At 38.0% G+C, this 7,896-nt stretch carries 9 protein-coding genes; 1 reads left to right on the top strand and 8 read right to left on the bottom strand.

Annotation, left to right across the window (positions count from 1 at the left end; genetic code table 11):
- Positions 1 to 276 precede the first annotated feature (276 nt).
- The 3 genes from CHI06_RS04755 to CHI06_RS04745 form a co-directional block, all read right to left on the bottom strand.
- The gene (locus CHI06_RS04755) at positions 277 to 1,332 is read right to left on the bottom strand and encodes an NAD(P)H-dependent glycerol-3-phosphate dehydrogenase (RefSeq protein ID WP_095247283.1); all 1,056 of its coding nucleotides are present in this window, start codon (positions 1,330 to 1,332) and stop codon (positions 277 to 279) included.
- 22 nt (positions 1,333 to 1,354) lie between these two features.
- Positions 1,355 to 2,665, bottom strand: coding sequence for a ribosome biogenesis GTPase Der (gene der, locus CHI06_RS04750; protein ID WP_095247282.1), 1,311 nt, complete (start codon positions 2,663 to 2,665; stop codon positions 1,355 to 1,357).
- A gap of 196 nt (positions 2,666 to 2,861) precedes the next feature.
- Positions 2,862 to 3,470 (bottom strand): YphA family membrane protein, encoded by a 609-nt coding sequence (locus CHI06_RS04745; RefSeq protein ID WP_095247281.1) that lies wholly within the window; start codon positions 3,468 to 3,470, stop codon positions 2,862 to 2,864.
- Positions 3,471 to 3,581: 111 nt separating this feature from the next.
- On the opposite strand from CHI06_RS04745, the gene CHI06_RS04740 reads away from it, so the two are divergent.
- The gene (locus CHI06_RS04740; RefSeq protein ID WP_095247280.1) at positions 3,582 to 3,725 is read left to right on the top strand and encodes a YpzI family protein; all 144 of its coding nucleotides are present in this window, start codon (positions 3,582 to 3,584) and stop codon (positions 3,723 to 3,725) included.
- A gap of 30 nt (positions 3,726 to 3,755) precedes the next feature.
- Here the strand turns inward: CHI06_RS04740 and fni are convergent, their stop codons facing one another.
- The 5 genes from fni to CHI06_RS04715 all read right to left on the bottom strand — a co-directional run bounded on the left by fni (position 3,756) and on the right by CHI06_RS04715 (position 7,691).
- Complete coding sequence (fni, locus tag CHI06_RS04735; RefSeq protein ID WP_095247279.1) at positions 3,756 to 4,814, bottom strand: type 2 isopentenyl-diphosphate Delta-isomerase; 1,059 nt, start codon at positions 4,812 to 4,814, stop codon at positions 3,756 to 3,758.
- Positions 4,815 to 4,826: 12 nt separating this feature from the next.
- Positions 4,827 to 5,966: a 30S ribosomal protein S1 gene (rpsA, locus tag CHI06_RS04730; protein ID WP_095247278.1), complete on the bottom strand. Its 1,140-nt coding sequence runs from the start codon at positions 5,964 to 5,966 to the stop codon at positions 4,827 to 4,829.
- Between the two features lie 131 nt (positions 5,967 to 6,097).
- Positions 6,098 to 6,679 (bottom strand): lysophospholipid acyltransferase family protein, encoded by a 582-nt coding sequence (locus tag CHI06_RS04725; RefSeq protein WP_095247277.1) that lies wholly within the window; start codon positions 6,677 to 6,679, stop codon positions 6,098 to 6,100.
- 2 nt (positions 6,680 to 6,681) lie between these two features.
- On the bottom strand, positions 6,682 to 7,356 hold the full coding sequence (cmk, locus tag CHI06_RS04720) for a (d)CMP kinase (protein ID WP_095247276.1): 675 nt from the start codon (positions 7,354 to 7,356) through the stop codon (positions 6,682 to 6,684).
- 155 nt (positions 7,357 to 7,511) lie between these two features.
- A complete protein-coding gene (locus tag CHI06_RS04715; protein ID WP_095247275.1) occupies positions 7,512 to 7,691 on the bottom strand; it encodes a YpfB family protein in 180 nt (59 codons plus the stop codon).
- Between the last annotated feature and the right edge of the window lie 205 nt (positions 7,692 to 7,896).

The raw sequence follows: 7,896 nt of genomic DNA, 5'->3' as shown, positions 1-7,896 counted from the left end.
CCTGCGGAAAGCGAAGTGCCTCGTGACAGGCAAAGACCGCCTGTCCCTGCGGTGATTTTTCAAAGATGCTTTCCTTAGTGGAGCACAAATCAACACAACCATATCAAAAATAAAAAAACTGAAGTAAAGAGGGGCGAATTCCTTACTTCAGTCTTAGTGACTAAACAACCCATTAATTCGGTTCATACTACACGTGTGCTTCGCTTGCATTGTATGCAACCATGAGGGGAAACGCACTCAATGAATGCCTATTTTTCAGTGAAAATTGCACAATTTTTAATCTTCAAGGTTTCTTTCCTCGAGAATATTCACCAGGTCTTCCATTTCATGGGTTTTACCACGGGCCATTAATACATCCACCGCATCTTTTGCGTTTTTCCCATTAAATAATACATCGTAAAGGGCACAAGTAATCGGCATACTGACGTTATACTTTTGGGCAAGCTGATAGGCAGCTTTCGTTGTTCTTACACCCTCTACAACCATTCCCATGTTATCTAGAACCTCTTCAAGGTTATTCCCTTTACCAAGTAGGTTTCCAGCTCTCCAGTTCCTTGAATGGACGCTTGTACAGGTTACAATTAAATCACCTATTCCTGCTAATCCAGAAAACGTCAACGGGTTAGCCCCCATTTTGGTTCCTAAGCGAGCTATTTCCGCTAAACCTCTTGTAATTAATGCAGCTTTCGCATTATCACCATACCCCAGCCCGTCCGTTATTCCGGCAGCCAAGGCAATGATATTCTTTAATGCGCCGCCGATTTCAACTCCTATAACATCTGGATTCGTATAAACCCGAAAATTATGGTTTATAAACAAATCTTGTACCTCTTCTGCGGCACTCATATCTTCAGATGAAACCGTTACAGTGGTTGGGTGCCTCCTGCTGACTTCCTCGGCATGGCTTGGACCTGAGAGGACAACAACAGCTTTTAAAAGCTCCCTTGGCATCTCTTCTTTAATCAGTTCTGATATTCTCAAAAGGGAATCAGGTTCAATACCCTTACTAACATGTGCAATGGTCAAAGGTGAGTTTTGAACAGTGCGTACTTTCCCAAGTACTTCGCGTATTGCTTTCGTCGGGACCGCTAAAACAACTGTTTTTATTCCAGCCAATGCATCGCTTAATGACGCATAGCCGACAATTAATTCTGGCAGCTGTATTTCTGGCAAGTATTTTTTATTCATATGGTATTGATTTATTTCTTTAACTTGGGAATCATTATGACTCCACAGTCGGACTTCATGTCCATTGTCTGCTAGGACCATCGCAAGAGCCGTTCCCCAGCTGCCAGCACCAATAACAGCTATAGCTTCCTTATTTTCCTGCATTTAAATCACTCCCACCGTAAAATTATTTTCTTTCTCTGGCATAAATTTTTATCGGGGTTCCCTCGAATCCAAAAGCTTCACGAATTCGATTTTCTAAGAAGCGCTCATAAGAGAAATGCATTAATTCTGGTTCGTTAACAAAAACAACAAAGGTTGGCGGTTTAACAGCTACTTGTGTCGTGTAATAAATCTTTAATCGACGACCTTTATCCGTTGGTGTTGGATTCATGGCTACCGCATCCATAATTATATCATTTAATACACTAGTTTCGACACGCATTGAATGGTTTTCACTAGCTGTATTAATCATTGGTAAAAGTGTATGAATACGTTTTTTCGTCTTTGCAGACAAGAAAACAATCGGAGCATAACTTAAGTAGAGAAAATGCTCTCTAATTTTCTGTTCAAGTTCCTTCATTGTTTTTTCATCTTTTTCAACAGCATCCCATTTGTTGACCACAATAACTATTGCCCTGCCAGCTTCATGTGCATATCCGGCAATTTTCTTATCCTGTTCGATGATTCCTTCTTCTGCATTAATGACAACTAGAACAACATCAGACCGTTCTATTGCCCTTAAGGCACGGAGTACACTATATTTTTCGGTACTCTCATAGACTTTTCCTTTTTTCCTCATTCCAGCCGTATCAATAATGACATACTTATCGCCATTATACGTATAAGGTGAATCCACAGCATCTCTGGTTGTTCCCGCAATATCACTTACAATAACACGGTCTTCTCCCAGAATTGCATTCACTAATGATGACTTCCCAACATTTGGCCGGCCAATTAGTGAAAATTTAATGACATCTGCATCATAATCCTGACCCTTATCCTTTGGAAAATGTTTGGCAGCCTCATCCAGAAGGTCTCCCAATCCAAGTCCATGAGAACCTGATACTGGTATAGGTTCTCCAAAACCTAATGAATAAAAATCATAGATTTGTTCACGCATTTCAGGATTATCAATTTTGTTAACGGCTAAAACGATAGGTTTTTTGGATTTATATAAAATCTTTGCTACCTCTTCGTCTGCAGCTGTAACTCCTTCTCTGCCATTTGTTAGAAAAATGATAACATCTGCTTCGTCAATAGCTACTTCAGCCTGCTGGCGAATTTGCTCGAGAAAAGGTTCATCCCCGATATCAATCCCACCCGTATCAATTACATTAAAATCATGTGTCAACCATTCCCCAGAGCTATAAATTCGATCACGCGTTACTCCAGGGATATCCTCAACGATAGAAATCCTCTCTCCAACAATTCTGTTGAAAATGGTCGATTTCCCTACATTCGGTCGCCCTACAATGGCTATAACAGGTTTTACCATTATAATCGCCATCCTTTCTATCCATATATTTATCAATATTTTGTTATTTTATCGTTAAAGCAGAGAAACTCAATTATATAATTAAGCAATTGCGTACTAATGATAAAGAAACCCTTCTATCCAAAAGAAGGGTCTAACCATATTATTTTAGCAATGTGAATCCTTTCCTGCAATGGTAAAACTTAATATGTGCTTTTTATGATGATTTTTGCTTTCCTTTTTCCAAAAAATGAAAATGATTTTGAAAGAATGTACCGGCATTTTCTAGAGCGCTCCAGCTTACTAGCAGCAAAATGGTTAAAGCAGAGACATCTAGGTAAGCGATTGCTCCTATTGGGTAGGTAAATTCAAATTTACTTAGGTAAAAAGCATAGAGTATCTCTCCTTGCATGGTGCCGCTAACAATAATCAATAATCTGTCTTTTAATGAGTTTTGCAAAATAATCGCCAGGCAGCTTAAGCAAAATCCCATCATCCATTCCTTTTGAAACACCACCCAGACTGGGTCAAAAATGACAAATAAGTTAAAGGTAACGTATGAAATGGTTACAATAAATGAACAAATAAAGGCATATAGCAATGAACCCAGCTTTTTCTTACTTAAAATAATATAAGATAATAACAGCAAAAATAATCCACTTGCAAAAAACTGAAAACGCTCAACCGTAAAATGTACATTTGAAAGAATAATGATTACTAAAATACAAGCGGCTAATTTTGCACGAAAAGGATTTTGCTTGTTCATAAAAAATGTTATGGAAACCCAAAACAACCAAAGTATCCAATAAAACAATGAACCTTCCATTATCACACACCTCCTACTATTTCCATTATCGGTATTCTTTATGTAGTTTCATACTTCCAATGAATAATCTTTAGGCAAGAAAATCATGTTAATAGTAGGAGGTGTGGAGAAATGGGAAAGGATCGACAAGAAAAAAAGTTAAAAGCAAGTGGAAAAGTTGAATCAGACCGTGACCAGGCGTTACATTACCCTGGAGCAACTAAGCTTCAAAGCCCTGAAGAAGCAAGAGGATTAAACGATAATAAGTATAGTTAAAAAAAATAAGCTCCCGCGTGTCTCGGGAGCTTATTTTATAGTACGCTGGCTATATGTTTTAGTATCGATTCCTCGCTGAGTTAACCAATGATGCATTTGACCAGATATCATTAATGGAGCACTTTGTAAATCTAAAATAGATTTGGCTCCTAACGCAGTCATAATTATTTTTAATCCAAGATGAAGGGCTGAAATTTCTTCTTCTAAAGAATCAATTCCCTCTTCAACAAGAATCCTCAAGAAATTACCCGCAAAGCCAACGGCACTCGCACCTAATGCTATTCCTTTCGCAATATCAATGCTAGAGGAAAATCCACCAGAACCAATGATCGTTAGGGGCATGGATGCATGCGAGGCTTCAGAAATAGAGATTGCTGTAGGAATTCCCCATTGATTAAAAAAAGCTTTAGATTCATCACTACGCTTGTTTTCTATTTCGGCAAAGTTGGTTCCTCCAAATCCACCAACATCTACAACAGAAACCCCCACAGACGAAAGAGATTCAACTGTTTCTTTGCACATACCAAATCCAACTTCTTTAACAATAACAGGAACGTTAACTTCTTTTACAATTTTTTCTATTCTCCTTAAAGCACCAGAAAATTCCCGGTCTCCTTCAGGCATTGCAAGCTCCTGGATTACATTTAAATGTATCTGTAAGGCATTTGCCTCAATCATTTCAATAGCTGCTTTTGCTAAATCAGGAGTTGCCTCACTTCCTAAGTTAGCGATAAGAATTCCAGAAGGGTTTTCTTTTCGAACAACCTCATATGTATATCTCTCAGATTTATCCTTCAATGCAGACATTTGTGATCCTACTGCGATAGCAAGACCTGCTTCCCTCGCTACCATTGCTAGCTGCTTGTTAAGAGAGTAGGTTTTCTCGCCTCCGCCACCTGTCATAGCATTGATAAAAATTGGCGAACTTAAAGAAAGTTCGCCAATTTTTTGGTGAATAGAAACATCTGACACATTAATGTTTGGTAAACTTTGATGAATAAATTGAATATCATCAAATGCTGTTAATCGTTTTTGCCCTGTTTCTAAGGCATAGCGAATATGGTCCCATTTCCGTTCAGATCTAGACACTAATTATCACCATTATTTTCCTAGATTCTTTAATTTATCGCCAATCATTTCACCAAGCTGAAAACCTTTAGATTCTTCGGGAAGTTCGTAATCAAAGTTCTCGTCTGCATCTTTTTCGAGAAGGTCCTTGATGCTAAGAGACAGTCTCTGCTCTTGCTCGTTCGCATCTAGCACTTTTACTTGTACTTCTTGTCCTTCCTTCAATACCTCATGAGGTGTACCAATATGCTTGTGTGCAATTTGTGAGATATGAACAAGTCCTTCAACCCCTGGGAAAACTTCCACAAAAGCACCATATGATACTAATCGTTTAACGGTCCCAGTTAATGTGCTGCCCTTAGGTGCTTTTTCAGCTACATCAGACCATGGTCCTGGCTGTGTTTCTTTGATTGATAAAGAAATTCTTTCATTATCACGATCCACATTCAAAACCTTAACTTTTACTTTTTGACCTTCTTGAACTACATCTGATGGTTTATCAATATGTTGATAGGACAATTGAGATATATGAACTAGTCCATCAATACCACCTATATCAACGAATGCACCAAAATCTGTAATTCTTTGTACGGTACCTTCAATCACTTGTCCAGGCGTAATACTATTTAATATATTTTTCTTGTGTTTTCCCTTCTCTTCTTCCACTACTGCACGGTGAGAAAGGATTAAACGATTTTTTTCCTTATCAAGTTCAACAATTTTAAAAGTAAGATTCTTACCTTTATAATCAGAAAAATCTTCAACAAAATGCGCTTCTACTAAAGAAGCAGGAACAAAGCCGCGTACACCAAGATCAACGACAAGACCGCCTTTTACTACATCTTTCACTTCTGTTTCAAATACTTCGCCGCTATTGAATAGTTCCTCAAGATTTACCCATGCTTTCCCAGCATCAACTTTTCTTTTTGATAAAATGATAGCATCTTCTTCTACTTTTAATACTTCAAGATCTAATTCATCACCTTCGGAAACTACATCAGAGGCTTTTTCAACATGAAGGCTGGAAAGCTCACTTATAGGGATAATACCGTCATGTTTACTATCCTGAATATTAACTATTACCTGTTTTTCTTCTACCTTAGTAACTTGTCCAGAGACTCTATCTCCAATGGTATAATTTTTTACTTCTACTTGATTCATATCTTCCGACATATGTATTCCTCCTTAATCCATTTACTGCATGTTACATTTATATTTTCTAATTACATGAAAAACGAGTGAATATTCTAATAAGATCTCTTTTTATTAACTTCTTACAAATAGCGTATTTTGTCAAGCAGAACCTATCGGTACTCTTTAATAAGTTTATGGATTTCTGACATAATTAATTCAGTTACCTCTTCTACAGAAGCTTTCCTGCTCCTCATATCTTCCATTGCAATCGGCTTTCCATAAACCACTTTTAATTTACCGAAACTTTTGTATGGTCCAATAATAGCGCAAGGCACCACATCGGCTTCTGTTCTTAGCGCAAAAAAGCCCGCTCCTGATAGTCCTTTTCCGATTTCACCTGTTTTGCTTCTGGTCCCTTCGGGAAAGAGCCCGAAAACATTGCCGTCTTTTAATACCTTTAATCCCGCTCTTAATGCTTCTCGGTCCCCCATCCCTCGCTTTACCGGGAAAGCATTACACTTTCTAACGATATTACCCAATACAGGGACCTTGAAAATTTCTTCCTTTGCCATAAAATGAACTGGTCTAGGAGCAGTAGTACCCACAACTAAAGGGTCAAAATTATGAATATGGTTCGTGCAAAGCAACACTCCTCCATCTTTAGGGAAATGCTCTAATCCAATTACTTCAGTACGATACAATGGTTTCAAAACCCCAGCAACAACCGATCTTGCAAACGAATAAAACGTCACACTTATCCAACCCTTTCATACACGAGAACCATTATTTTTTCAGCTACTTCAGGGATAGACAAAGATGTGGTGTCAATTTCAATAGCATCTTCCGCTTTTTTTAAAGGTGCAAATTCTCGTTCGGAATCAATTTTATCACGACGGGCAATGTCTTCCTTTAATTGTTCTAAATTAGAAGAATAGCCTTTTTGGAGATTTTCTGTATGACGTCTAACTGCTCTTTCTTCTACGCTTGCAAGTAAGAAAACCTTTACCTCCGCATTTGGCAGTACATGGGTCCCGATATCTCTACCATCCATTACAACCCCTCCATTCACTGCAAAGGATTGCTGCATTCTCACCATTTCTTCACGAACCTTTTGGTGCGTAGCTACTAGCGAAACAGAATTTGTTACTTCTGAAGATCGAATAGCTTCTGTTACTTCTTGCCCATCAAGAAACACCAATTGTCCATTTGGGGATGGATAAAGTTCTAGCTTTGTTTCTAGTAAAGTGTTGAATAAACTGTTTTCATCTTCTAAATTAATGTTATTAGCCAATGCCTTGTATGTCAAAGCGCGATACATTGCACCTGTATCGATATATATGTAGGATAACTTTTCTGCAACAACTTTTGCTACTGTACTCTTACCGGCTGCAGCAGGACCGTCAATGGCAATTGATATTTTGTTTTCCATAAATCCTCCTAAGTCATTCATGATTGTCTCGTAGACCTATACTTTTATTTTACCATAAGAAAGGTGGAAGCCTCTTTTTTTTAAAATTTTTATATTTGAATTTCTTATTACTTTCCCCATTTTAGGAATAAAAAAAAAGCAGGAATTCTGCTTTTTTAATCACCGTTAAAGGTTTGTAATATCTCAGTAAATGTATTTTCATTTACTCCTTCATATTTTGTTAACTGTTCTAACTGTGGAAAAATATCTAGCTGATGTAAGAATAGCTGCGCGAGAAAAAGAAAGATAAATTGGATAATAACTACCTTTATTAATATTCTTTCTACTATTTTCATACTATCACTCCAATTACCAATTACTACTATTATTGGAGTGATGGTATGGTTTTATACTTAATCCTAATGCTGTGTTAACTTGGTCTGTTGCTTTGTGCTCCAGGCGGTTCGGGAAGCCTCCTTGGCGCTAAAAGCGCCTGCGGGGTCTGCCCTGTCCCGTCCTCCTGCAGGACATTGATTTACATCCTCGAATCTGCCCAGGCAC

Origin of the sequence: Bacillus sp. 7884-1, assembly GCF_002272245.1 — a bacterium.
In the GTDB taxonomy this organism is placed as follows: Bacteria; Bacillota; Bacilli; order Bacillales; family Cytobacillaceae; genus Neobacillus.
This window is presented reverse-complemented; position numbering and strand designations above follow the sequence as displayed.